The sequence below is a fragment of the Actinoplanes sp. NPDC051513 genome (genome assembly GCF_044454685.1).
Lineage (GTDB): Bacteria > Actinomycetota > Actinomycetes > Mycobacteriales > Micromonosporaceae > Actinoplanes.
The window spans coordinates 25,998-50,851 of the sequence record NZ_JBITDW010000014.1; the positions used below are offsets into that span (position 1 = coordinate 25,998).

Sequence of the window (24,854 nt, forward strand, 5' to 3'; positions counted from 1 at the left end):
CCACCGCTACGCTACGGACCATGTCCGAGCGCATCGTGAGTCCCACCGGCCGCGGGTTTCTCCTGCTCGACTCGCACCCCGCCGGGTGCGTCGAGAGCGTCGCGCGGATGCGCGCCGAGGCCGGGGCGCCGCGTGACGCGGCGACGCCCGGGCCGGTCGCGCTGGTGATCGGCTCCAGCGCCGGGTACGGCCTGTCGGCGACGATCGCCGGGCTGGTCCGGCACGGCATCCGCGGGCTCGGCATCGGCTTCGAGCGGCCCGCCGGGCGGCGCAGCGCGACCGCCGGCTGGTACCGCACCATCGCCACCGACGCGATCGCCCGCGAGCTCGGCTGCGACTTCTCGTTCCTCAACGCCGACGCGTTCGCCGACACAACCAAGACGCAGGCGCTCGACCTGATCGCCGAGCGGTTCGGCGGCATCGACTACCTGATCTACAGCGTGGCGGCGCCGCGGCGCACCGACCCGCGCAGCGGGGACACCTACCAGTCCGTGATCAAACCGCTCGGCCGCACGTACGTCACCAAGACCCTCGAGTTCGACATCGAGGGGACACCGTCGCTGCGCGAGGTCACCCTGGAGCCGGCCAACGAGGCCGAGGCCGACGCGACCGTACGGGTGATGGGCGGCGAGGACTGGTCGCGCTGGATCGAAGCCTTGTCCGAGCGAGGGCTGCTGCGCGACGGGTTCCGGACGGTCGCGCTGACGTACATCGGCTCCGAGCTGAACGCGCCGATCTACCGCAACGGCACCATCGGGGCGGCCAAGGCCAACCTCGAGGCCACGGCCCGCGAGCTCGACGCGCAGCTCACGCCGCGCGGCGGCCGGGCGCTGACGGTGGTGAACGGGGCCGCGGTCACCCAGGCCTCCACCGCGATCCCCAGCATCGCGCTCTACGTCAGCATGCTGCGCGGCGAGCTGGGCGAGCGGCTGCAGTCCCCGATCGAGCAGTCGGTGCAGCTGTGGGAGCAACTGACCGGCGCCCGGCCGTTCGACATGGACGACGAGGGGCGGGCGCGGCTCGACCGATGGGAGCTCGACCCGGCGGTGCAGGCCGGGGTCACCAAGCGCTGGCAGGCGATCGCCCCCGAGACGGTCGACGAACTCGCCGACATCGACTGGTTCCGCACGCAGTTCCGGGCGCTGTACGGCTTCGACGTGCCGGGCGTCGACTACACGCATCCGGTCGAGACCGATCAGCCCTGGCCGGCCTGACAAACCTCATTGCCTCACCGGGCGAAGATCGCCTCGAGGCGGGATTCCTGGTCGCCGCTGATGAGGTCGCTGGGGTCGATCGCCTTCCTGATCATCGACCTCTCGGCCGGGGTCGCGCTGGTGTAGAGCACCTCGATCGCGTCGATGTCGCCGTCGGCCACCCAGCCTTCGAAGGCGAGCTCCGCCATCCGCACCTTCTCGTGCGGCGTGAGCAGCTTGATCACCTCGGGCCGCTGGGTGAACGTGAACTCGCGGACGTCGTCATCGTCGTCGACGCTCAGCGCGCCCTTGAGGAAGTCGGTGTCGGTGATGGTCTTGGGATCGTCCGGGTCGATCACGAACGGGAACGAGCGCTCCTTGCCCGCGAACTCCGGGATGGTCAGCAGGGGCGGGACCGCGGACTCGTTCTGGTTGGCGGGGATCATGTCGCCGGGGCTCTTCGGCTTCGGGTCGTTCACCACGTCGCCGTAGAAGTGCAGGACCGCCGACTGGCTGACCGAGCTGAGCGAGACGAAGTCGACGGGGTCGCAGCGGTCGAGCATGTCCTTGATGGTGTCGATCAGGTCGTCGGACTGCGGCCGGCCCGCCAGGCGGCTGCCGGTGTACGCCCCCATGGCGTTGGAGGTGGCGTCCTCGGCGCCGAACCGCGATTCCGACTCGGCCTCCAGCTCGTGTTCGCGGCCCTGCCGGGTGGCCGACCGGTTGCCGTTGGTGCCGGGCGACACCGCCGAGACGAAATGGGAGATGTAGAGCAGCTGGAAGAAATGCCGCATGTCGAGCAGGCCGGCGCGGCTGGTCAGCAGATAGCGCGGCAGCAGCATGGACTTGACCGTCGGCATGTCCGAGCCCAGCGTCTTGGAGATCTTGCGGCCGGCCGAGTTTCCGCCGCAGTTCTCGACGAAGGTGTCCATGTTGACCGTCGTGCCGTACGAGACCGAGGCCGCGACGATCGATCGGATCGTGGCCAGCATGGCGGCGTAGGTGCCGGCTATCTTCGACGTCTCGTCCCACTTGGCGCCCTGGTGGGCGCCGTGCGGCAGGTGGAAGCGCTTGAGCGTGGACCCGCCCTGCACCACGTGGGCCAACTCGTGGCCGAGCAGGCGGTCGCCGCCGGCCGTGCCCGGCGCGTACTGCCCGGCGCCGAACACGATGTCCGGCCCGACCGTGTACGCGGCCGCGCCGACCTGGCCGGCCGACCGGGTCGCCGCGCCGTCGGTATGCACCCGGACACCGGAGAAGTCCCGGCCGAACCGCTGCTGCATCGCGGCCATGGTCGCGCCGTCGAGGGGCCGGCCGGCGGCCGCAAGCGTCTCGACGACCCCACGGGGCAGCAACCCGCCGCCGCGGTCGGTCTCCCGGGCCTCGCCGCCCCGCTCGGCGTCACGTTCCAGCGCATCGCCGGGCCGGGTCATGGCGCGCAGGAGCATCTGGTTGGACAGCGGCACGGCCGTGCCACCGACCGCCGCTTCCTTCGCCTCCGGCAGGTCGCGGTCCCGCTCCGGCGCCCGCTTCCTCACCCGGCCATCATCCGCCACCCGGGCAACCCCGCGAAAGGGGACTGTCCAACAGTCGCCACGGCGCCGGAATGACATTTTCCTCTGTGGATTTGCTGCGTAGGTTGCCCGCCAAGCGCCGATCGGCGCGGGGAAACAGAGGAGAAACATGCGACTGGTTCGCACCACGGCCGTGCTGGCCCTGGCGGGCGTCGCGGCCTGGTCCGCCATGCCCGGCGGGGGCCTCGCCGCCGCGCAGACCGCCGGGAGCGGCGCCGCCACCGCGGCGACCGGGCCGGCCTTCGCCGCCTCATCACGGGCGGTCACCCTGATCACCGGCGACACCGTACGGGTACGCAGCGTCGCCGGGCAGACCGCCGTGGACGTCGACCCGGCGCCCGGCCGGGAGGGGATCCCGTTCCTCACCTCGAGCGCGGGCAACGACGTGCGGGTCGTCCCGGCCGACGCCGCGGGGCTGCTGGCCAGCGGCCGCCTCGACGACCGGCTCTTCGACGTGTCGGCGTTGCTGCGCTTCGGCTACGACGACACCCGCCGCACGCTCCCGCTGCTCATCGCGGGCACAGCCGCCCCGGCCGGCGCGCGCAAGACCAAGCATCTGCCGGACGTCGGCGTGACCGCCTACGAGCAGGACCGCCGCAAGCCGGCCGACCTGTGGAGAAGCCTGACCACCGCCGGAAATCTGCGCGGCGGAATCACGAAAGTCTGGCTGGACGGGCTGCGCAGGCCCACCCTCGACGTCAGCGTGCCGCTGATCGGCGCGCCCGCCGCCTGGCAGGCCGGGCTCACCGGCACGGGCGTCAAGGTCGCGGTCATCGACAGCGGCGTCGACCTCGACCACCCCGACCTGGCCGGGCAGGTGGCCGGGGCGGCCGACTTCACCGGCTCGGGCGACCTGCTCGACCACGTCGGCCACGGCACGCACGTCGCCTCGACGATCGCCGGCACCGGCGCGGCCTCGGGCGGGAAGTACCGGGGGGTCGCGCCGGGCGCGAAACTGCTCAGCGCCAAGGTCTGCGGCCTCGAGGGCTGCCCCGAGTCGGCGATCCTGGCCGGCATGGCGTGGGCCGCCGAGCAGGGCGCCGCGGTCGCCAACCTCAGCCTGGGCTCCCCCGACACGCCGGACATCGACCCGCTCGAGGCGGCGGTGAACGACCTGTCCGCGAAGTACGGGATTCTTTTCGTGATCGCGGCCGGCAACGACGGCGAGTACGGCGACAGCACGATCGGGTCGCCGGGCAGCGCCGACGACGCGCTGACCGTGGGCGCCGTGACCAAGACGAAAATTCTGGCGTCGTTCTCCAGCAAGGGGCCGCGCGCCGAGGACGCCGCGGTCAAGCCGGACATCACCGGTCCGGGAGTATCCATCGTGGCTGCCCGCTCCGCCGACGGCGAGTTTCCGCCGATCGACGGCAACGATGCGTACGCGTCGCTTTCCGGCACGTCGATGGCGACACCGCACGTCGCCGGGGCCGCCGCCCTGCTCGCGCAGCAGCACCCGGAGTGGCGCGCCGCCCGGCTCAAGGCGACCCTGACCGCCGCGGCCGACCCGAGCGCCGACCTCGGCCCCTACGAGCAGGGCGCCGGACTGGTCGACGTGGCGCGCGCCCTCGACCAGCCGGTCACCGCCGACCCGGTCAGCGTCGGTTTCGCGCGCGACACGAAAGTTCACGAACAAGCCGTCACGTACGCGAACAGCAGCGCGACGCCGGTGACGCTGAGCCTGGCTCTGCGCACGAATGCGCCCGGCGAAACTTTCCAGCTGAGCGCCGCGACTGTCACTGTGCCCGCGAACGGGGTCGCCACGGTGACCGTGTCCGCGCACCCGGCCGCGGATCTGCCGAACCAGCCCTACGGCGGCGAACTGACCGCGACGGCCGGAAACTTGCGGGTGCAGACGCCGATCGCGATGTACCTGGAGCGGCGCCTCCTGACCATCCGCACCCCCGGCGTGACCGGCGACAACCCGCGCTGGGTCACCATGCTCACCGACCTGGACCAGCAGTCGGTCACCGCTTTCGCGCACACGGGCGACGACCTGCAGGTGCCGGTGAGCCCCGGCCACTACGTCGCGCAGTCCTACCTGCTCACCGGCAGCGAGGAGGACCCGGCGATCACCTCGCTGGTCGACCCGGATCTGGTGCTCGACCAGGACCGCACGATCATCATGGACCCCCGGGCCGCCAAGCCGGTGGCGATCACCGTCGCCGACAAGCGGGCCGTGCCCACCTACCACGAGGCGGGCTGGACGATCCGCACGAAAGCGCCGGAGATCTGGGGCAGCAACGACCCGTACGGCGTTCTGATGAACGTGAATTTCGCGCGGCTGAGCACCGGCCCGGCCCAGGGTGGCGCCAAGGCGCCCGGTTTCGTGTCCTACCTGTCCGGGTCGTGGGCGCGCCTCGTCGACGGCTCGCCGGTGAACAGCCCGGCCGTCTACCGGGTCTACTTCTACGAACGCGGAAAGATGATGGCCGGCAAGACGAAAGCGCTCCGCGACGGCGATTTCGCCCGGGTGCGGTCGCAGATCGGCGCGGACGTGCCCGGCGTACGCGTCAATCGCCTTGTCGTTGCGCGCGCGCCCGGAAACTCGGCCGTGTATCGCAGCTCCGACGCACGACAGAGCCCGCTCAGCTTCAACTACGACGTGCCGGGCACGGTCGTCGAATATTTCAACCGGGATCAGCAGGCCGAGTGGCTGGTCTCCAGCGGGCAGCCGGGCTACACCCACTACGAGTCCGACTGGACCTCGTGGCAGCCCGGCCGCGCCTACACGGTGAAATGGGCCGGCGGTGTCCAGGGGCCGGTCTTCCCGGAGCCCGAGTTCGGCCAGCAGTACGCCGCCCGTTACTGGGGCGACACGATGGGCGGGCCGGGCCCGCTGCACGGCGACGGCAGCGGCCACGAGGGCTTCCGGTTCGTCCGCGGCGGCCACGCCGACGTGCGGATCTACCGCAACGGCACGCAGGTCGCGCAGTCGTCCGAGACGCCGCAGGCCGCTCAGGTCCCGGCGGCGGCGGGCGACTACCGGGTGCGCGCGGTGTTCACCAGTGACCCCGCGTTCACACTCTCCACCGTGGTCGACGCGGAGTGGACGTTCCGGTCGGCGCACGTGCCGGACGGCAAGCTGGTGAACCTGCCGATGACCGCGATCCGGTTCTCGCCGGACCTCGACGTCGCCGGCGCCACGAAGGCCGGACGGCCCCTGGCCCTGCCGATCTCATTGGACCGGCAGGTGGGGGCCGCCCGGGCGACCACGCGCAGCCTGAGCGTGGACGCGTCCTTCGACGACGGCCGGACGTGGAAGCGCCTCGTCGTCGTACGGATCGGGGAGAAGGCGGTGGCGCTGGTGCAGCACCCGCGCGGACACGGGTTCGTCTCGCTGCGCGCGGCGGCGACGGACACCGCCGGCAACACCGTGGCCGAGACGATCACCCGCGCCTACCGCTACCGATGAGACCGACGCCCGGGGCGCCCTCAGCGGCGCCTCGGGCTCGCCGGCGGCGGCGTGATGCCGATGCCCACTTCCTCCCAGCCCGCGGCGACCGCCTGCTGCTCGGCGCCGCCCGCGCCGTACAGCTGGCCGGCCTTGGCGTGCGTCGTGTCGGCGAACTCCTGGAACTGCGTGGTCGCCGTGGACGCCTTCAGCGATTCGTACCAGATGTGCCCCGGCGCCTCCCACGAGTTGCCGCCGATGCCGCTCGCCACCAGGTAGAACGCCTTGTTGGGGATGCCCGAGTTGATGTGCACGCCGCCGTAGTCGCCGTCCTCGGTGTCCGGCAGGTCCATGTAGCGGTCCATGTGGTCGGGCTGCGGGTCCTTGCCGAAGAGCTTGTTGTCGAACGCGGTGCCCGGCGCCTTCATCGACCGCAGCGCGTCGGCGTCGATGCTCGGCGTGAACACCTCGGGCCCGATCAGCCAGTCGGCCTGCTCGGCGGTCTGCCCCAGGTGCCACTGCTTCACGATCGACCCGGCCACATCGGACATCGACTCGTTGAGCGCGCCGGACTGGGTGCGGTACTCGAGGTTCGCGGTGTGCTCGGTGACGCCGTGCCCGAGCTCGTGCGCGATCACGTCGAGCGAGCCGGTGAAGTCGGCGAAGACCTGCCCGTCGCCGTCGCCGAACACCATCTCCTGGCCGTCCCAGAACGCGTTGTTGTAGCGGTCGCCGCGGTGCACGTACCCCTGCAGGCGCATGCCGCGCCCGTCGATGGAGTTGCGGTCGAAGATGTCGCGGTAGAAGTCGCGGGTCGCGCCGAACCCGTCGAAGGCCCGGTTGACCGACTCGTCGGCGACCGGCCCGTCGTCCTCGGAGCGGGCGAGCGTGGCGAACGGCAGGAACGTCCCGTGCTCGCAGTCGAAGATGCTGCGCCGCCCGTCGCCGGGCGAGGCGAGGGCGCCGGCGATCAGGCCGCGCACCTCGCGCTGGCCGCGCAGCCGCGCGGTGGTGAGCAGCGTGGCGAGGGCGGCGGCGCGGATCTCGGCGTTGTCGCTGTCGAGGAGCCGGTTCAGGATGTAGGGCGGCGTGATGCAGTTCAGTCGGCGGCTGGTGGACATGGCGCACCTCGGATCTCGGTCGCGTACTTCAGGGAGAGCAGGGCGGCGTCGTCGCTGACGGTGACGACGAACAGATTGTCGAACTCGGTCTCGCCGATGACCGGGGGCGCCGCCACGCCCAGCTCGGCGATGACCTCGGGAACGGTGTTGCTGTGGCCGGCGATCAGCACGACGTCGCCGAACTCACCGGCTCTGATGCGCGGCGCGACGTCGTCCGGCATGACCCGTGACTCGATGCCCACCGACGCCACGGTCTGCTTGGTGCGGGTGAGCGCCGAGGTGAACACGGCCGTCACCCCCGCACGGCCGACAACGCGGGCGAGGGCCTCGGCCCGCGCCCGCCCGGTGGCGTTCAGCGGCGGGTCGGCGGAGGCCGGTGGAAGGTCGATGTCCGCGTGCCGCACCAAGAGAACCGTGATCACGAGCCCTCCAGCCAGTGGTGAGGCCGTCGATACTCTCAGTGAACACATGCGCGGTCGAGAGGTCGGTCGGTCAGCCGACAACTTTGCCGGGGTTGAAGAGGTTCAGCGGGTCGAGGGTCTGCTTCACGGCGACCTGCATGGCGAGCACCGCGGGCGACAGCTCCTGCCGCATGCCGGAGCGTTTCAGCAGGCCGACACCGTGCTCGCCGGTCACCGTGCCGCCCATCGCGATCGCGGCGGTCAGCATGTCTTCGAACGCGGCCTGCGCCGCCCGTTTCGCGTCGTCGTCGCCGGCCGGGGCCAGGATCATCGGGTGCAGGTTCCCGTCGCCGGCGTGCGCGATCGTCGCGATGGTCGTGCCATGCCGCGCGGCGATCGCTTCGATCGAGGACAACATCCCGGGTACGCGTGAGCGCGGCACACAGACATCCTCGGTGAGCACGGGACCGAGCCGTTCCAGGGCCGGATACGCCAGGCGGCGCGCCGCGAACAGGGCCTCGGCCTCGATCTCGTCGGTGGACTGCTCGGCCCACAGGGCCCCGGCCGCGCGGAACACGCCGGCCACCGCGGCCGCCTCCTCGTCGCCGGCGCGACCGGGCGCGTCGAGCTGGGCCAGCAGCAGCGCGGCGGCGTCGGACTCCAGGCCCAGGTGCTTCCATTCCTCGACGGCGCGCAGGCAGGTGCGGTCGAGCAGTTCGAGGGCGGCGGGGAGCAGGCCCGCCCGGGTGATCGCGGCGACCGCCTCCCCCGCCGCGACGACGCTCGCGAACGCGCCGACGACCGTGCGCGGGGCCTCGCGGCGGGCCGGGCGCAGCCGTACGGTGATCTCGGTGATCACGCCGAAGGTGCCCTCCGACCCGGTGAACAGGCCGGCCAGGTCGTAGCCGCTGACGCCCTTGGTGGTGCGCCGGCCCAGCCGCACGACCGTGCCGTACTCGCCGGCCGGCCCGCCGACGACGGCCTCCAGGCCGAGCACGTAGTCGCGGGTCACGCCGTACTTGAGGCAGCACAGGCCGCCCGCGTTGGTGGCGACGTTGCCGCCGATCGTCGACCAGGGCGCGCTGGCCGGGTCGGGCGGATACCAGAGGCCGTGCTCGGCGACCGCGGCCTTCAGGTCGTCGTTGACCACGCCCGGCTGGACGGTGGCGGTCATGTTCCCGGCGTCGATCTCGACGATCCGGTTCATCTTCGACAGGTCGAGGATCAGCGCGCCGTCGACCGCGTTCGCGCCGCCGGACAGGCCCGTCCCGGCGCCGCGGGACACGATCGGGATGTTCCGCTGCGCGCACGCGGCGACCACCCGCCGTACGTCATCGGTGTTTCTCGGCCGGACGGCCGCGACCGCCTTCCCGAAGGGCGCCCACTCCGCCTCGTCGTGGCTGAGGCTCTCCAGGACGTCCGGATCGTCGACCAGATCGAGGCCGTGGAGCAGATCTTTCACACGTGGACCCTACGCGCCGCGCGGCGAATGCTCAGACCACCGCCCTCCCCGGCCGATGGGGACGGTGTGAGGACCAGCCGCGCCGTGGCCGCCTGCGTGTCCCTGGTCGTGGCGGCGACCACCATCTTCGCGGCCGGGCTGGTCCACCGGATCCCGGCGGTCCTCGGCTGGCTCCCGCTGCTCGGCTCGGTGCCGATCTCCGTGATCGTCTCGTGGCGCGCGGGCGGGCAGGGCCGGGCGTTCTGGCGGTACATGTCGGTGGGCATGGTGCTGATGGGCCTCGGCGCGGCCGGCAGCGCCCGCGACTACTTCAGCGGCGACGAGACCGGGCAGCGGATCAGCGAGCTCACCGCGGTCATCGACGTGGCCGGGCTGCTGGTGATGCTGCTGGGACTGATGCGCATCCCCGGGGCGCGCCGGGCGCGGATCGAGTGGGCGCGCTTCGGCCTGGACATCGCGGCGGTCATCGTCACGGTGCTGACCTTCAGCGTCCACCTGATCTACCCGCGCTGGAGCGAGTGGATGGACGACAGCGCGGGCGGGGCCACCGCCGTCCTCGTGTTGATCGGCGCCGGCTGCGTATGCGTGTTCGCGTTCGTCAAGGTGGCGTTCACCGGGACCGGCCCGATCGACCGGCGCGCCCTGCACGTCCTGGCGCTGACCGGCGCGGTCGGCGCGGGTGGCGGGTCACTGGCGCCGCTGGCGGCCGCCCATCCGTACGTGAACTCCGGCGCCGTGACCCTGTCGACCACCTGCCTGCTGGTCGTCCTCGCGGCACAGCGGCAGACGCGCGCCACCCGCACGGGCCGTCCCCTCCCCCGCCCGGTCCCCCGGCGGCTCAGCGTCATGCCGTACACCGCCGTGCTGGCCACCGGCGGGCTGCTGCTGTTCGGCGCGATCACGCACGCCACCGGCCTCGTCGCCGTCGCGATCGGCTCGGTCACCGTCACGCTGCTCGTCGCCGCCCGGCAGGTGGTCGCGCTGCGGGACAACGTACGGCTGCTCGACGACCTCGACGCCCGCGGCCGCGAGCTGGCCCACCAGGCCACCCACGACGTTCTCACCGGCCTGCCCAACCGCACCGTGCTCACGTGTGAGATCACCGCGGCGCTGGCGGCCGGCGAGCCGGTGACGGTCGCCCTGATCGACCTCGACGACTTCAAGGCGATTAACGACGACCTCGGCCACGCGGTCGGCGACGCCCTGATCATCGCCGTCGGCGAACGCATCGCCGCGCAGCTCCCCGCCGGCGGCATGGTGGCCCGCCTCGGCGGCGACGAGTACGCCCTGCTGCTGCTCGGCGACGACACCGCGCCGCTGGCGGCGGTCGCCGCCGAGCTGCGGCTGCCCGTGCGCGCGGGCGGCCACGACCTGGTCGTCGAGTCGAGCATCGGCCTGGCGCCCGCCCGTCACGGCGACACCGCCGGCGAGCTGCTGCGCCGCGCCGACGTCGCGATGTACTCGGCGAAGGGGCAGGGCAAGGGCCGGCTCGTGCGCTACGACCCGGTGATGGACCAGCGCAGCGCCGAACAGTCCCGGCTGGCCGCCGACCTGCGCACCGCCCTCGACGCCGGCGAGCTGCACCTGCTCTACCAGCCGATCGTCTCGCTGCCGTCCGGCGCGTTGCACGGCGTCGAGGCGCTGGTCCGCTGGGGGACGATCAGCCCGGTCGAGTTCATCCCGGCAGCCGAGCGCACCGGCCTGATCGTCCCGCTGGGCGCGTGGATCCTCGAGGAGGCCTGCCGGCAGGCTGTTTCCTGGCGGCTCGAGCTGGGTGACGCCGCGCCGCGGACGGTCAGCGTCAACGTGTCGGCCCGCCAGTTGCGGGAGGCCGGTTTCGCCGCCGAGGTCGACCAGGTCCTGCGCCGCACCGGCCTGGCGCCGGGCGCCCTCACCGTCGAGGTCACCGAGACGGCCGTCTTCGACGGCGGCACGGCCCTGGCCGAGCTGAAGGCGATCGCCGCGCTGGGCGTGAACATCGCCCTCGACGACTTCGGCACCGGCCACTCGTCGCTGGGCCTGCTGCGCACCTGCCCCGCCGACATCCTGAAGGTCGACAAGTCATTCGTCGACGACGTCACCGACAACGGCCACGCGGCCGTCGTCGTGGCCGCGCTGATCGGCATCTGCGACGGGATGGGGCTGCGAGCGGTGGCCGAAGGGGTGGAGACGGCCGCGCAGGCGGAGGAGCTGCATCGGCTGGGGTACCGGTATGCGCAGGGGTACCACTTCGCGCGGCCGCTGCCGGCCGCGGAGATCGCGACGTACCGGGCGGTGCGGGCCGCCGCCTAGTCGCGGCCCTGCCAGGTCGTGATGCAGGCTTCGTTGCCCTCGGGGTCGGCCAGGACCCAGAACGCCGGCGCGTAGGTGTCGGACACCAGGTGGCCGCCGGCCGCCAAGGCCGCCTCGATGCGTGCGGGGACCTCGTCATGCGGGACGCAGATGTCGAGGTGGATGCGGTTGCGCTGGGGGCGCGGCGCGTCCATCTGCTGGAACCAGATCGGCGGGGCCTCGCCGCCCGTGATCGCCGCCCAGAAGGGGCGCACCGCCGGGATGTCGAGGGCGTCCGCGCCGCAGGCCTCGACGGCGCGGGCCGCCACGGACGCCGCCACCGCCAGCGAGGTGACCGGGATCGACGTGCGCAGCGTGCCGAGCAGGAAGCGCCAGCCGTCGTCGTACACAGCCTCGGATGCCTGTTGGCGCGTGGTCATGCGGGGCATCCTCGCACGGGCCGGCCGGGCCATGACGGCCCGGCCGGCTCGCTGTCGCGGGATCAGGCGGCAGGGGTCAGGACCACCGTCGCGCTTCCGGTCTGGGGCGGGGTGCCGGTGTCCGTGTACGAGGCGACGAACACCGCCGTGAGGTTGCCGGCGCCCGCGTGGCCGGCGTCGACGAACGTGGTGATCTGGCCGGTGCAGCCGGACGACGTGGACAGCGGGTGGCCGTGCTGGTCGTGGCCGAGGATGTAGGTGACGGTGACCCGGGCGCAGTCGATCGGGGCGTCGTCGGTCACCGCGACCTCGTAGGTCACGGTGTCGCCGAAGCTGAACGGCTGGTCTTCCGTGGGGGTCACGAAGGAGACCTCGGGCGCGAGCGTGCCGACCGGGAGGATGACCTCGGCGGCGGCCGAGCGGCCGGTCGAGTCGGTCACCTTGAGGACGGGACGGTAGTTGCCGTTGGTGGTGAACGTGTAGGACGCGTTGGGCGCGGTCGAGTCGACCTTGCCGTCCGCGTTGAAGTCCCACGCGTAGCGCAGGGCGTCGCCGTCGGGATCCGCGGTGCCGGCGCTGGAGAACGACACCGTCAGCGGGGCCTGGCCGGAGGTCGGCGTGGCGCTCGCGACGGGGATCGGGGTGCGGTTGCCGCGGACGAAGTCGAACCGGGACAGCTGGGCGTCGGGGTTCTCGGCGAAGTAGCCGTCGCCGTACTCGAGGACGTAGAGCGCGCCGTCGGGGCCGAACTCGAGGTCCATCGGGTTGTCGAAGACCAGCTCCGGGATGACGTCGTCGATCTGGGTGACGTTGTTGCGCCGATCGAGGTGGAACGCCTTGACGTAGTCGCGGGTCCACTCGGCGAACAGTGGCAGGCCGTCGAACGATGCCGGCCACTTGATCGCCGACCGCAGGCGCGGGTCGTAGTCGTAGGCCGGTCCGCCCATCGGCCCGATCCCACCCGTTCCGAGCTCGGGGAACTGGGTGCTCGGGGCGTACGAGTAGATGACCTGTGCCTTCTGCACCGGGGGAAGATTGCGCAAGCCGGTGTTGTGCGGCGATTCGTTGACGGGGGCGGCGCAGTTGAACGGGGCGCCGGACACGCCGGTGGCGAAGTCGTAGTCGACGTACGGCTGGTCGGGGGCGACACAGTAAGGCCAGCCGTAGTTGGCGGGCTTGCTGATCGCCATCCAGCGGCCCTGACCGGCGGGACCGCGCGCCGGGTTCGCCACCTGCGCGTCCGGCGAGTAGTCGGCCAGGTAGACGACGTCGCTGGTCGGATCGACGGTGAAGCGGAACGGGTTGCGCAGACCCATCGCGAAAATTTCCGGACGGGTCTTCGGCGTTCCGGGCTTGAAGAGGTTGCCGCGCGGGATCGTGTAGCCGCCGCTGCGGCCGGGCTTGATCCGCAGCAACTTTCCCCGCAAGTCGTTGGTGTTGCCGGCCGAGCGCTGCGCGTCGAAGACCGGGTTGCGGTTGGCCCGCTCGTCGATCGGCGCGTAGCCGTCGGAGAAGAACGGGTTGGAGTCGTCGCCGGTCGACAGGTACAGGTTTCCGTGGCTGTCGAAGTCGATCTTCCCGCCGACGTGGCAGCACTGGCCACGGTCGGTGCCGACCTCGAGGATCTTCTGCTCGGTGCCGAGCTGCAGCGTGTTGCCGGTCAGCTTGTAGCGCGACAGCCGCATGACGCCCTTGAACGGCGCGAAGTCGGCCGCGGTGCCCTCGGCGGGGGCGTCGCCCTCGTTGACGGTCGGCGTCGACGGGTCGTCCGACGGGGTGTTCAGCGGCGGCGAGTAGTAGACGTACACCCACTTGTTGCGCGAGAAATCAGGGTCAAGGGCAATTCCCTGTACGCCTTCCTCGTCGTGCTGATAGACGGGGATCTTCGCGGCGAGCACGTTGCGGCCGGTCGACGGCTCGTGGATGCGGACCTCGCCGGTACGCGCCGTGTGCAGCACGCGCCGGTCGGGCAGGACGGCGAGCGCGATCGGCTCGCCGGGAAAGTCGTCGAGGGTGACTTTCTGGAAATCTGAGCTCGGCGGCAGGTCGTGGCCCGGGTGCGCCACGGCCGCGGTCGGGAAGGCCAGCAGCACGGCCACGCCGACGGCGCTGATCGTTGCCTTGCGGCGCACCATCAGAACCGGATCCCGGCCAGGAAGTCGTAGCCGACCTCGGCGGTCGTGAGGGCGTCGGCCGGGGTGCGCGGCGGCGTGCCGGCGTCGTCGCGCTCGACGATGTACTCGACCAGGCCGGCCTCCTTCGAGCGCGCGAAGATCCGGCCGAAGTCGATGAGGCCGGCGCCGGGGTCGGCGAAGCTGCCGCTCACATCGAGGTCCTTGACGTGCACCTGCTTGATGCGGCCCCGCAGCTTCTCGATGAGATCCACCGGGTCGCGGGCGCCCCGGAAGGCCCAGAAAAGATCGACTTCGAGGTGTACGAGGCGGGGGTCGGTCTCGCCGGTGAGGATGTCGTACCCGGTCTGCGAGGTGCCGTTCTGGCGCAGGAACTCGGCCTGGTGGTTGTGGTAGCCGAAGTCGAGCCCGGCCCGGCGCGCGAGGGCGCCGGCCTTGTTGAGGTCGCGGGCGAACGCCCGGTAGACGGCGGCGTCGCGGATCGGGCCACCGGCGCCCTGCCCGAAGAACGGGTGGACGATGTACTTGTTGCCGACGATGTTGGCGTCTTCGAGGGCCCTCTGCCACGCGTTCGCGTCGAAGGGCTGCGGGATGCCGACGTGGCCCGAGGTGGCGCGCAGGCCGGCGTTGTCGAGTGCCGCGCGGAACTGGGCGGCCGTGCGGCCGACGAAGCCGGCGTGCTCGACGCGGGTGTATCCGATCTCCACGAGCTCGGCGAAGCTCGCCTCGAGGTCGATGCCCAGCTGGTCGCGCAGGGTGTAGAGCTGCACGCTGATCTGGTCGCGCGGGACCCGGTGGATGTCGCCGTGGCCGTGGCCTCCGGCCTGGGCGGCGGCGGGGGCGGCGAGAGCGGTGGCGGCGCCGGCTGCGGCGGCGGCCCCGAGGAGTTGGCGGCGGTTCAATGACTGCGGCATTGCGGTCTCCTTCAAACGGCGTCCTCGGGCAGATTAACCAGAAGTTTCGACGATCGTGAAGACAAGTTTCTTCAGATCAAGCGAAAGTTCGCCGCCGTCAGACGAAACCGCCCGGCTACAGAGAGTGTTGGCACGAAGCCGGGAGAAAACTTTGCAACGAAATGGCGGCCCAGCGGCGTCTCTACTCATGAAGCACCGGATCCCCCGGGGGAAAAACGAATAGTGGACATTTGAGGGGGACCGTCAAATGGTATTGACCGGTTTCGAGGCGATCACGCCGGAGCAACGCGACGAGTTCCAGCGGGAGGGCATTCTGCTCATTCGCAACGCGCTCACCGAGGAGCATCGGGCCCGCCTCGAGGCGGCCGTCGACCGGGTCTACGCGCACGAGCGCGAGGCCGGCCGGCTCAAGCCCGACGGCACCCTGCACATGCTGGGGTTCCTCGACCGCGACGAGCAGTTCGGCGAGTTGCTGACGCATCCCGCGACGTTCCCGTACGTGTGGGGGCTGGCCGGCTGGAACATCTACAGCCACCACAACCACCTCGACGTGACGCCGCCGTCGCCGTTCGAGGAGCCACCCGGCTGGGGCTGGCACCAGGACGGATACCGCCAGAACTCCGACCCCGAGTCGCTCGGCGGCGAGACGCGGCCGATGCTGTCGCTGAAGGTCGCGTACGTTTTGTCCGACCTGTCTCGCACCGGCCGGGGCGCCACCAAGGTCATCCCGGGCAGCCATCTGAGCAACACGCTCGAGCGCACCGAGGCCGGCCATGACCCGCGCGGCACCATGGAGATCACCGCGAACCCGGGCGACGCGTTCGTCTTCGACCGGCGGCTGTGGCACTCGCGCTCGGTCAACCGCAGCGCCGTGACCCGCAAGATGCTGTTTGTCGGATATACGTACCGGTGGATCCGCCCGCTCGACGACATGCCGATCGACCACGACGGCGAATGGTGGCAGAATCGCACGCCGGTCCAGCGGCAATTGCTCGGCGAGGCGACCCACACCGCCAATTACTGGGGCGTCAACTGGGACGGCTACATCGACGAGAAAATTCCGCTGCGGCACGAATTGTCGACCCGCGGGCTGCTCGACAGGTCCATTCCGTGGCTCCGCTAAATCGCCACGGAGCGTAGTCACCGCCGGTCCCGTCCGCCCCGGCAGCCCTCCCCCAGAGCACCCGGGATGGCGGGACCGGCGGGCGGCAACTCGTCAAGATCTCAACGGGGGTCGGCCGAACGGACAGGCGGCCGGCACGACGCCGGGCCGCGCCCAGGAGCGAGGGCGCGGCCCGGCCCACCACTACGCGATCCGCGACTCGGCATCAACGCGGTTGATGGCGTCCACCAGGATGGCCAGTCCTTCGCGCGCCTCCGACTCGGTGAGAGTGAGCGCCGGCCCGATCCGGATCACGTTGCCGTACAGCCCGCCCTTGCCCACCAGCAACCCACCCGCCTTGCACAGGTCGAAGACGTGCACGGTCGCCGCGGCATCCGGCTCCGACGTCCCCGCCCGCACGAACTCGAGGCCCACCATCAAGCCTTTGCCGCGCACCTCGGCCAGGATCGGCACCGAGAGGGCGCGCAGCCCGTCGAGCAGGATCGACCCGACGCGGGCCGCGTTGGCCTGCAGGTCGTGCGAGAGCACGTAGTCCAGCACCGCATTCCCCGCCACCGCCGACAACGGGTTGCCGCCGAAGGTCGAGAAGCTGATCGCCGGGACCGCGTTCATCACGGATGCCCGCCCGACGACGCCGCCGAGCGCGAACCCGTTGCCGATGCCCTTCGCGAACGTGATCAGGTCGGGCGTCACCCCGTGCGCCTCATACCCCCAGAAGTGCGACCCGGTCCGCCCCCACCCCGTCTGCACCTCGTCCGCGATCAGCAGGATGCCAAATTCATTCAAGACTTTCTGGTACGCCCCGAGCACCCCGTCGGGCGCGGCCACGAACCCGCCCACGCCCTGAATCGGCTCGGCGATCAGCGCCGCCACGTCCCCCGCGGTGACGGTCGCCAGCACCTCACGAAGATCATCGACGGCCGCGTCGAGGATGTCGCCGGACGACAGGCCCGCCATCCGCCCGCGCAACCGGTCGCCGGACGCGAGCCACGACACGTTCAGCGGGCTGAGCGAGCTCGACGACCACGACCGGTGCCCGGTGACGGCCATGGTCGCGAACGTCCGCCCGTGGTAGCTGTTCTTGATCGCGAGGATCTGGTTGGAGCGGCGCACGTTGGTGGCCATGAGCAGCGCGGTCTCGTTGGCCTCGGTGCCGGAGTTGGTGAGGAAGACGCGGGCGTCGGGGATGCCGGAGAGCCGGGCGATCTTCTCGGCCAGCGAGACCTGCTCGCGGATCAGGTACAGCGTCGAGGTGTGCACGACGCCGGTGGCGAGCTGCCGCTGGACCGCCTCGTTGATCTCGGCGATGTCGTAGCCGATCATGTTGGTCAGCACGCCGCCGAAGAAGTCGAGGTAGGTGCGGCCGGCGCCGTCGGTGACCCGGCGGCCGGAGCCGGCGACGATCTCGATCGCGTCGTCGCCGTAGTAGATCGGCATCCAGTCGGGGAGCACGGCGCGGTGGCGGGCCAGCAGGTCGTCGGTCATGTCGGAATCTCCTCAGCGGAAGCCGCGCGGGTGCGCTCGGGCCCGGGCGCCGCTGCCGCGGCTGTCCAGGATGGCGGCCGACGCGAGCGCGTCGGCGAGGTCGTCGAAGCCGTCGGCGACCAGTCCGGCTGTGACACGGATGTGGTCGGAGGCGAGCGGGGTGACACAGAACGGCGCGCCGGGGGCGACCGCGATGCCATGGGCGGCGAGCGACACCATGGCGATCTGCTGGTCGTCGACGGCCATCCAGAGGTTGATGCCGTCGGCGGCGGTGGCGGTCACCCCGCGCTGGTGGAGCCGGGCGAGCAGGGCCGAGCGCCGTGCTGCGTACGCGTCGCGGGCGGCCGTCACCTGTGCGACGGCGGCCGGATCGGTGAGCAGGTCGAGCAGCACGCCCTGCAGCAGGCGGCTGGACCAGCCGGGGCCGAGCAGCCGCCGGTCGGCGACGGCCGAGACGACCGCGGCGGGCCCGCCGACGGCGGCGAGGCGCAGGTCGGGGCCGTGACTCTTGGAGAAGCCGGCGACGTGCACGGTACGGCCGGGCAGGTGGCGGCCGAGGCTGACCGGGGGCGCGGTGGCGATGTCGCCGGCGTGGTCGTCCTCGACGACGATCACCTCGGGGAACTCGGCGAGGACGGCGGCGAGGGCGGCGGCCCGGGCCGGCGGGATGCTGACGCCGGTCGGGTTGTGGGCGCGGGGCTGGAGGAAGACGGCGACCCCGGGGTATTCGGAGAGGGCCTCGTGCAGCCGGTCGGGGGTCATGCCGTGCTCGTCCATCGGCACCCCGATCACCGTGGCCCCGAGGGTCTGTAGCAGGTCGACCACGGCGGGGAAGGCCGGGTTCTCGACGATGACGTGGTCGCCGAAGCTGACCACGGCGCCGATGATGCGGTCGATCGCGTCGAGGGCGCCGTCGACCACGGTGAGGCGTTCGGGCGGGTACGGCCATCGGTTGCGCAGCACGGTCTCGAGCATCGGCAGGACCGGCTCGTCGAGGTAGCTGGTGGTCAGCCGGCCGTCGCCGATCCGTTTGAGCGCGTCGGTGAGGTCGGGCAGCAGGTCGTGGTCGGGGATTCCGGTCGACAGGTCGCGTACCGGGCCGGTCCTCGACGACCCCAGCTGCGAGTATCGCCAGGTCTGCCGGGGCACGACGGGCACGGCCACGAAGGTGCCGGAGCGGCCGCGGGTCCGGATGGCGCCGGCCCGGGTGAGGCTGCGCCACGCCTCGCTCACGGTGGTGGGGCTGACCCCGAGCTCGCGCGCGACGTCGCGGACGGTGGGCAGCCGGGCGCCCGCCGGCAGGTCGCCGGCGCTGACCAGACGGCCGACGGCCGCGGCGATCCCCCGGGCGCTGCGATCGTCCACAGCTCCGGTGATGAGCGCTAGCAAATTACCTCTCCGAAACAACTGGTTACGTTCAGGCAATTGTCCGCCCGAATGTGTGTCGTTAGTGTCCTACGGCATCTGAACCTGACATGCAAGCTTGCGATCGCCGCCGGTGAGGAGACAGTCGGGTTCCGTCGGCCGTGGGGTTTGCGGCCGCCGGAACCCGACTGGCTCGTCACCGGTTACCAGGCGATCGCCCGCGGAGCCAAGCGGAGCCAAGCGGAGCCAACAACACTAGCGCTGGCCGTATAACTCGGAGTAGACACACGATCACGGGTGCGCCACCGTGCCCGGGATGCACCGACTTGATCTAGAGAGGGGCAGCAGTCATGACCGACGTCGTTCGCGCCGCCCTCGTCCAGACCACCTGGACGGGCGACAAGGAATCGATGATCAAGGCGCACGAGGACTATGCCCGCGACGCCGCCGCGCAGGGCGCGAAGGTGATCTGCTTCCAGGAGCTGTTCTACGGGCCGTACTTCTGCCAGGTTCAGGACGCCGCCTACTACGAATACGCCGAGTCGATCCCCGGCCCGACGACCGAGCGCTTCCAGGCCCTCGCCGCCGAGCTCGGCATGGTCATGGTCCTGCCGATGTACGAGAAGGAGCAGGAGGGCGTCCTCTACAACACCGCGGCGGTGGTCGACGCCGACGGCCGATACCTCGGCAAGTACCGCAAGCACCACATCCCGCAGGTCAAGGGCTTCTGGGAGAAGTTCTACTTCCGGCCCGGCAACCTCGGCTACCCGGTCTTCGACACCGCGGTCGGCAAGGTCGGCGTGTACATCTGCTACGACCGGCACTTCCCCGAGGGCTGGCGCGAGCTGGGCCTGGGCGGCGCGCAGATCGTCTTCAACCCGTCGGCAACCAGCCGCGGCCTGAGCAGCTACCTCTGGCAGCTGGAGCAGCCGGCCAGCGCGGTCGCCAACGAGTACTACATCGGCGCGATCAACCGGGTCGGCATCGAGCCGCTCGGCGACGACGACTTCTACGGCCAGACCTACTTCGTCGACCCCGAGGGCAAGTTCGTCGGCGAGGTCGGCGACACCCACGAGCCCGAGCTGATCGTCCGCGACCTCGACCTGAGCCTGATCAAGACCGTGCGCGAGCGCTGGCAGTTCTACCGCGACCGCCGGCCGGAGTCGTACACCCGGACGGTGGAGCTGTGAGCATCCTGATCAAGAACGGCACCGTGGTCGGGCCGACGGGGGCGTACGCGGGCGACGTACTCGTCGATGGCGAGACCATCGCCGCCATCTTCGCCCCCGGGAGAGGGCCCGAAGGGCCCGAGGTCATCGACGCGACCGGGAAGTACGTGATCCCGGGCGCGGTCGACGCCCACACCCACATGGAGCTGCCGTTCGGCGGCACGCACGCCAGCGACACCTTCGACACCGGCACCAAGGCCGCCGCGATCGGCGGCACCACCACGATCATCGACTTCGCGGTGCAGCGCACCGGCGAGGTGGTCCAGGACGGCCTGGCCGCCTGGCACGGCAAGGCCGACGGCAACTGCCACATCGACTACGCCTTCCACATGATCCTCGGCGGCGTGGACGACGACGCGCTCAAGGCCATGGACCAGCTGGTCGCGAACGAGGGCATCACGAGCTTCAAGCTGTTCATGGCGTACCCGGGGGTCTTCTACTCCGACGACGGCCAGATCCTGCGCGCCATGCAGAAGGCGCGCGAGAACGGCGCCATGATCATGATGCACGCCGAGAACGGCCCGGCCATCGACGTGCTGGTCAAGCAGGCCCTCGAGCGTGGCGAGACCGACCCGATCTACCACGGCTTGACCCGGCCGCAGGAGCTGGAGGCCGAGGCGACCAGCCGGGCGATCTGGCTGGCCAGCGTGGCCGCCGACTGCCCGCTGTACATCGTGCACCTGAGTGCGTCCAAGGCCCTCGAGCAGGTCAAGGCCGCCCGCGACCTGGGCCGCAACGTGTTCGCCGAGACCTGCCCGCAGTACCTCTACCTGACGCTGGAAGACCAGTTGGGCGCGCCCGGCTTCGAGGGCGCCAAATGGGTCTGCTCGACGCCGCTGCGCAGCAAGCACGAGAGCCACCGCGCCGACCTGTGGCAGGGCCTGCGCACCAACGACCTGTCCGTGGTCTCGACCGATCACTGCCCGTTCTGCATGAAGGACCAGAAGGAGCTGGGACTCGGCGACTTCTCCAAGATCCCGAACGGGATCGGCAGCGTCGAGCACCGGGTCGACCTGCTCTACCAGGGCGTGGTCGACGGCAAGATGTCCCTCGCGCGCTGGGTCGAGACGATCGCCACCACCCCGGCCCGGATGTTCGGCCTGTATCCGCGCAAGGGCGTCATCGCGCCCGGCTCGGACGCCGACATCGTCCTGTACGACCCGCGCGGCCAGACCCGGATCAGCGTCGAGACCCACCACATGAACATGGACCACTCGGCCTGGGAGGGCTGGGAGATCGACGGCAAGGTCGACACGGTCATGGCCCGCGGCGAGGTCATCGCGTCCGGCGGCGAGTACAAGGGCCGGAAGGGCCGGGGCAAGTACGTCCCCCGCGCGCTCTCCGAGTACCTGGTGTAAGCCCATGGACATCGGTGTTGTCCTCCAGAACGACCCGCCGGCGCGGACGGTGGTCGAGCTGGCCAAGAAGGCCGAGGCGGCCGGCTTCAGCCACGTGTGGACGTTCGACTCGCACGTGCTGTGGCAGGAGCCGTTCGTCATCTACTCCAAGATTCTCGACGAGACCGAGCGGGTGATCGTCGGGCCGATGGTCACCAACCCGGGAACCCGGGACTGGACGGTCACCGCTTCGCAGTTCGCCACGCTCAACGAGATGTACGGCAACCGCACGATCTGCGGCATCGGTCGTGGCGACTCGGCACTGCGCGTGCTGGGCCTCCAGCCGCAGACGCTGGGCCAGCTCCGCGAGTCGGTCCAGGTGATCAAAGGGCTCGGCAACGGCGAGAAGGTGACCGTACGCGGCAAGGAGCTCCAGTTCGCCTGGGCGCCGGACAGCCGGCTGGAGGTCTGGGTCGCCGCCTACGGTCCCAAGGCCTTGGCGCTGACCGGCGAGGTGGGCGACGGATACATCCTGCAGCTCGCCGACCCGGACATCGCCGCCTGGATGATCGGGGCGGTGCGCCGCGCGGCGGTGAAAGCCGGGCGCGACCCGATGGCGATCAAGTTCTGCGTGGCGGCGCCGGCCTACGTCGGCGACAACCTCGACCACCAGCGGGAGCAGACCCGGTGGTTCGGGGGCATGGTCGGCAACCACGTCGCCGACATCGTGTCCCGCTACGGCTCCGAAGGCGCGGTGCCGCAGGTGCTCACCGACTACATCAAGGGCCGCGAGGGCTACGACTACGCCGAGCACGGCCGGGCCGGCAACACGCACACCACGTTCGTGCCCGACGAGGTGGTCGACCGGTTCTGCATCCTCGGTCCGGTCGAGCACCACCTCAAGCGCCTCGGCGAGCTGCGTGATCTGGGCGTCGACCAGTTCGCCGTCTACCTGCAGCACGATGCCAAAGAGCAAACCCTTGACGCGTACGGGACGCAGATCATCCCGGCGATGACGTGAGAAGAGCTTTGTTCGTTCTCGCCGGCGTCGCGGTCTTCGTGCTGCTGTGGGAGGGCTACAAGATCGTCGGCAGCCCGGACGGCACGGTGCTGTTCGGGGTGCGCGTCCTGCCGCGCGCCGACGACCTGTCCATGCCGCACCTGTGGACGGTGCTGCAACGGCTCGGCCGCCCGGAGCTGACGGGCGGCCGGCCGGTGTGGATCGTGGTGGTGCAGGCATGCGCGTTCACGTTCGGCATCACCGCGGTCGGCTTCGTCATCGGGGCGCTGGTCGGGCTGCTGCTGGCCGTGGCCATGCAGCGGTTCCGGATCGTCGAGCGCGGCCTGCTCCCGTACGTGATCCTCAGCCAGACCGTTCCGCTGGTGGCGCTCGCGCCGCTGGTGGCCGGGTGGGGCGGCACCATCATGCCGCCGTGGGCGACGGTCGCGGTGATCGCGGCCTACCTGGCGTTCTTCCCGGTCGCCGTGGGCATGCTGCGCGGCCTGCAGTCGCCGTCCACGAGTGGGGTCGAGCTGATGCGCAGCTACGCCGCCGGGTGGTGGCGCACGCTGGTCAAGCTCCGCCTGCCCGCCTCGCTGCCCTACCTGTTCCCGGCGCTGCGCCTGGCCGGAGCGGCCGCCGTGGTGGGCGCGGTGGTCGGCGAGATCTCCACCGGCACGCGCGGCGGCATCGGCCGTCTCATCATCGAGTACTCCCGCGAGGCCACCAGCGACCCCGCGAAGGTCTACACCGCGATGCTCGGCGCCGCCCTGCTGGGCCTGGTCGTCGCCGGCGCCGTCAGCCTGTTGGAGGTGCCGCTCATGCGGCACCGGCGCCACGTGGAGGTGGTGACACTGTGACCGCTGTCGTCGTGGACAAGGTGACGAAGGTCTTCAACCAGGGGCGCAGTGACGAGGTCACCGCCCTGTCCGAGATCTCCCTGACGGTCGGCGACGGCGAGTTCGTGTCGCTGATCGGGCCGTCCGGCTGCGGCAAGAGCACGCTCCTGCGCCTGATCGCCGACCTGATCGAGCCGACCGAGGGCACGGTGCGCGTGGCCGGCAAGGATGCCGGCAAGGCCCGCCGCGACCAGGACTACGGCATCGCCTTCCAGCAGGCCGGGCTCTTCGAGTGGCGGACCGTGCGGCGCAACGTGGAGCTTCCCCTCGAGCTGCGCGGCATGGGCAAGGCCGACCGCCGCGCCCGCGCCGAGGAGATGCTCGCGCTGGTCGGGCTGGCCGACTTCGCCGGCCACTACCCGGCCCAGCTCTCCGGCGGCATGCAGCAGCGGGTCGCGATCGCCCGCGCCCTGGCCGTGCAGCCGCCGCTGCTGCTGATGGACGAGCCGTTCGGCGCGCTCGACGAGATGACCCGCGAGCGCCTGCAGACCGAGCTGCTCGGCATCTGCGCCAAGACCGGCACCAGCACCGTCTTCGTGACCCACTCGATCTCGGAGGCGGTGTTCCTGTCGAACCGCGTCGTGGTGATGTCGGCGAGGCCGGGCAGAATCACCGCGGCCGTCGAGGTCGATCTGCCCGCCCGCGACGAGGCCGCCCGCCAGTCCGAGAAGTACTTCGAGCACGTCACCGACGTCCGTCAGGCGCTGCGAGGCGTACCCGTGCAGAGCACGACATGAGGTGGGCCCGCAGCGTCCTGCCCCCGGTGCTCGTCGGCATCGCCGCGATCGCCGCCTGGCAGCTCACCGTCACCCTCGGCCGGATCGCGCCGTTCATCCTGCCCGCGCCCAGCGCCATCTGGGACGAGCTGGTCGAGCAGCGCCAGAACGTCTGGGAGGCGGCCCTCGCCAGCGGCGAGAACGCGCTGATCGGGCTGATCGGCGGCTCGCTCGCGGGCGTGCTGCTGGCCATGGTCGCGAGCCGGTTCCGGCCGATCGCCGAGATCTCCATCCCGTTCGCGGCGGTGATCAGCGCGCTGCCGATCATCGCGCTCGCCCCGATCCTCAACAACATGTTCGAGTCGACCAGCAGCATCCCGCGCCGGCTGGTCGCCGCGATCATCGTGTTCTTCCCGGTTTTCCTCAACACGCTGCGCGGCCTGCGCGAGGTCGATCCCATCCATCAAGAGCTCATGCACACGTACGCGGCGAGCGGCTGGACCTTTGCCACCAAGGTGCGGCTGCCCGGCGCTCTCCCGTACGTCTTCACCGGCCTGCGGCAGGCGTCCTCGCTCGCCGTGATCGCCGCGGTGGTCGCCGAGTACTTCGGCGGCCTGCAGACCGGGCTCGGCTCGCGGATCACCTCCGCCGCCGCGTTCACCGCCTACCCCCGCGCCTGGGCCTTCGTGGCCGGGGCGTGCCTGCTGGGACTCGTTTTCTACCTCACCACGCTCCTGCTGGAGCGCTTGGCGATGCCGTGGCGCTCGCGGCTCATCGCCTGATCCTCCGTCCTCGCCA

At 71.1% G+C, this 24,854-nt stretch carries 19 protein-coding genes; 10 read left to right on the forward strand and 9 right to left on the reverse strand.

The features are described 5' to 3' along the window. Nucleotides 1-20: 20 nt before the first annotated feature. Nucleotides 21-1,214, forward strand: coding sequence for an enoyl-[acyl-carrier-protein] reductase FabV (fabV, locus tag ACIA5D_RS33765; protein WP_396034441.1), 1,194 nt, complete (start codon nucleotides 21-23; stop codon nucleotides 1,212-1,214). Nucleotides 1,215-1,228: 14 nt separating this feature from the next. Here the strand turns inward: fabV and ACIA5D_RS33770 are convergent, their stop codons facing one another. Next, a complete protein-coding gene (locus ACIA5D_RS33770; protein WP_396034442.1) occupies nucleotides 1,229-2,731 on the reverse strand; it encodes a DUF4157 domain-containing protein in 1,503 nt (500 codons plus the stop codon). A gap of 145 nt (nucleotides 2,732-2,876) precedes the next feature. Between ACIA5D_RS33770 and ACIA5D_RS33775 the strand changes: the two genes are divergently transcribed. Continuing rightward, nucleotides 2,877-6,182 (forward strand): S8 family serine peptidase, encoded by a 3,306-nt coding sequence (locus tag ACIA5D_RS33775; protein WP_396034443.1) that lies wholly within the window; start codon nucleotides 2,877-2,879, stop codon nucleotides 6,180-6,182. A 20-nt stretch (nucleotides 6,183-6,202) separates the two neighbouring features. Here ACIA5D_RS33775 and ACIA5D_RS33780 read toward each other — a convergent pair whose 3' ends face one another. The 3 genes from ACIA5D_RS33780 to ACIA5D_RS33790 all read right to left on the reverse strand — a co-directional run bounded on the left by ACIA5D_RS33780 (nucleotide 6,203) and on the right by ACIA5D_RS33790 (nucleotide 9,145). Then, nucleotides 6,203-7,282 carry a M4 family metallopeptidase gene (locus ACIA5D_RS33780; RefSeq protein WP_396034444.1) on the reverse strand — a complete coding sequence of 360 codons (1,080 nt, stop codon included), beginning with the start codon at nucleotides 7,280-7,282 and terminating at the stop codon, nucleotides 6,203-6,205. Further along, nucleotides 7,261-7,704: a phosphoglycerate mutase family protein gene (locus ACIA5D_RS33785; RefSeq protein WP_396034445.1), complete on the reverse strand. Its 444-nt coding sequence runs from the start codon at nucleotides 7,702-7,704 to the stop codon at nucleotides 7,261-7,263. Before ACIA5D_RS33785 ends, ACIA5D_RS33780 begins: the two co-directional genes overlap by 22 nt. A 70-nt stretch (nucleotides 7,705-7,774) precedes the next feature. Continuing rightward, on the reverse strand, nucleotides 7,775-9,145 hold the full coding sequence (locus ACIA5D_RS33790; RefSeq protein WP_396034446.1) for an FAD-binding oxidoreductase: 1,371 nt from the start codon (nucleotides 9,143-9,145) through the stop codon (nucleotides 7,775-7,777). Nucleotides 9,146-9,211: 66 nt separating this feature from the next. Here ACIA5D_RS33790 and ACIA5D_RS33795 point away from each other — a divergent pair, with 66 nt between their 5' ends. Next, complete coding sequence (locus ACIA5D_RS33795; RefSeq protein ID WP_396034447.1) at nucleotides 9,212-11,437, forward strand: putative bifunctional diguanylate cyclase/phosphodiesterase; 2,226 nt, start codon at nucleotides 9,212-9,214, stop codon at nucleotides 11,435-11,437. Here ACIA5D_RS33795 and ACIA5D_RS33800 read toward each other — a convergent pair. The 3 genes from ACIA5D_RS33800 to ACIA5D_RS33810 form a co-directional block, all read right to left on the reverse strand. Next, on the reverse strand, nucleotides 11,434-11,856 hold the full coding sequence (locus tag ACIA5D_RS33800; protein WP_396034448.1) for a VOC family protein: 423 nt from the start codon (nucleotides 11,854-11,856) through the stop codon (nucleotides 11,434-11,436). The genes ACIA5D_RS33795 and ACIA5D_RS33800 overlap by 4 nt on opposite strands. 62 nt (nucleotides 11,857-11,918) lie before the next feature. Then, nucleotides 11,919-13,991 (reverse strand): PQQ-dependent sugar dehydrogenase, encoded by a 2,073-nt coding sequence (locus ACIA5D_RS33805; RefSeq protein WP_396034449.1) that lies wholly within the window; start codon nucleotides 13,989-13,991, stop codon nucleotides 11,919-11,921. Then, nucleotides 13,991-14,902: a sugar phosphate isomerase/epimerase family protein gene (locus tag ACIA5D_RS33810; RefSeq protein ID WP_396034450.1), complete on the reverse strand. Its 912-nt coding sequence runs from the start codon at nucleotides 14,900-14,902 to the stop codon at nucleotides 13,991-13,993. The genes ACIA5D_RS33805 and ACIA5D_RS33810 overlap by 1 nt, the downstream gene beginning before the upstream one ends. Before the next feature lie 247 nt (nucleotides 14,903-15,149). Here ACIA5D_RS33810 and ACIA5D_RS33815 point away from each other — a divergent pair, with 247 nt between their 5' ends. Continuing rightward, complete coding sequence (locus ACIA5D_RS33815; RefSeq protein WP_396034452.1) at nucleotides 15,150-16,025, forward strand: phytanoyl-CoA dioxygenase family protein; 876 nt, start codon at nucleotides 15,150-15,152, stop codon at nucleotides 16,023-16,025. 183 nt (nucleotides 16,026-16,208) lie between these two features. Here the strand turns inward: ACIA5D_RS33815 and ACIA5D_RS33820 are convergent, their stop codons facing one another. After that, a complete protein-coding gene (locus ACIA5D_RS33820; protein WP_396034453.1) occupies nucleotides 16,209-17,510 on the reverse strand; it encodes an aspartate aminotransferase family protein in 1,302 nt (433 codons plus the stop codon). A gap of 12 nt (nucleotides 17,511-17,522) precedes the next feature. After that, nucleotides 17,523-18,875 carry an aminotransferase class I/II-fold pyridoxal phosphate-dependent enzyme gene (locus ACIA5D_RS33825; RefSeq protein ID WP_396034454.1) on the reverse strand — a complete coding sequence of 451 codons (1,353 nt, stop codon included), beginning with the start codon at nucleotides 18,873-18,875 and terminating at the stop codon, nucleotides 17,523-17,525. Between the two features lie 350 nt (nucleotides 18,876-19,225). Between ACIA5D_RS33825 and ACIA5D_RS33830 the strand changes: the two genes are divergently transcribed. From ACIA5D_RS33830 to ACIA5D_RS33855, 6 genes are read left to right on the forward strand one after another with little or no spacing between them, the layout of a single operon-like run. After that, a complete protein-coding gene (locus tag ACIA5D_RS33830; protein ID WP_396034455.1) occupies nucleotides 19,226-20,065 on the forward strand; it encodes a nitrilase-related carbon-nitrogen hydrolase in 840 nt (279 codons plus the stop codon). Continuing rightward, on the forward strand, nucleotides 20,062-21,462 hold the full coding sequence (gene hydA / locus ACIA5D_RS33835) for a dihydropyrimidinase (RefSeq protein WP_396034457.1): 1,401 nt from the start codon (nucleotides 20,062-20,064) through the stop codon (nucleotides 21,460-21,462). The genes ACIA5D_RS33830 and hydA overlap by 4 nt, the downstream gene beginning before the upstream one ends. A 4-nt stretch (nucleotides 21,463-21,466) precedes the next feature. After that, nucleotides 21,467-22,462, forward strand: a complete 996-nt coding sequence (locus ACIA5D_RS33840) for a TIGR03842 family LLM class F420-dependent oxidoreductase (RefSeq protein WP_396034458.1) — start codon at nucleotides 21,467-21,469, stop codon at nucleotides 22,460-22,462. Next, complete coding sequence (locus ACIA5D_RS33845) at nucleotides 22,459-23,301, forward strand: ABC transporter permease (RefSeq protein ID WP_396034459.1); 843 nt, start codon at nucleotides 22,459-22,461, stop codon at nucleotides 23,299-23,301. The genes ACIA5D_RS33840 and ACIA5D_RS33845 overlap by 4 nt, the downstream gene beginning before the upstream one ends. Beyond that, nucleotides 23,298-24,077, forward strand: a complete 780-nt coding sequence (locus ACIA5D_RS33850) for an ABC transporter ATP-binding protein (RefSeq protein ID WP_396034460.1) — start codon at nucleotides 23,298-23,300, stop codon at nucleotides 24,075-24,077. The genes ACIA5D_RS33845 and ACIA5D_RS33850 overlap by 4 nt, the downstream gene beginning before the upstream one ends. After that, on the forward strand, nucleotides 24,074-24,838 hold the full coding sequence (locus ACIA5D_RS33855; RefSeq protein ID WP_396034461.1) for an ABC transporter permease: 765 nt from the start codon (nucleotides 24,074-24,076) through the stop codon (nucleotides 24,836-24,838). The genes ACIA5D_RS33850 and ACIA5D_RS33855 overlap by 4 nt, the downstream gene beginning before the upstream one ends. The last annotated feature ends 16 nt before the right edge of the window (nucleotides 24,839-24,854 follow it).